General features: G+C 68.1%; 1 protein-coding gene. It reads right to left on the bottom strand.

Annotated elements, in window-relative coordinates:
* A partial coding sequence (locus SB717_RS34140; protein WP_486360782.1) for an ABC transporter permease family protein occupies positions 1 to 364 on the bottom strand: 364 nt, incomplete at both ends.

Here is a 364-nt window from a genome sequence, read left to right as displayed (position 1 = left end):
GCCGGAACCATGAGCGTCGCGAGGTAGACCCAGAACAGCACGTCGCGGCCGGGGAAGTCCACACGCGCGAAGGCGTACGCGGCCATGATCGAGAACACGAGCTGGAACACGAGGATGAACACCGTCACGAGCGCCGTGACCAGCAGCGCCCTCCCGAAGCCGGCCGGCCCGGTGAACAGCGAGACGATGTTGTCCAGGCTCCACGGGTCCGGCGGCGTCAGCGCCGGCGTCCTCGCGAACTGGGCCGGCGTCTTGAAGGCCGTCATCGCGCTGAGGAGGAAGGGCGCCAGCGTGACGACGGCGCCGACTACGAGGAGCACGTAGATCCCCGCGACCTTCAGCACACGGCTAGCCGAGGTCATAC

This window comes from Priestia sp. SIMBA_032 (assembly GCF_046535215.1).
Taxonomy (GTDB): Bacteria; Bacillota; Bacilli; order Bacillales; family Bacillaceae_H; genus Priestia; species Priestia aryabhattai.
Note: the sequence above shows the minus strand (reverse complement) of the source record. Positions and strands in the feature narration are given on the sequence as shown.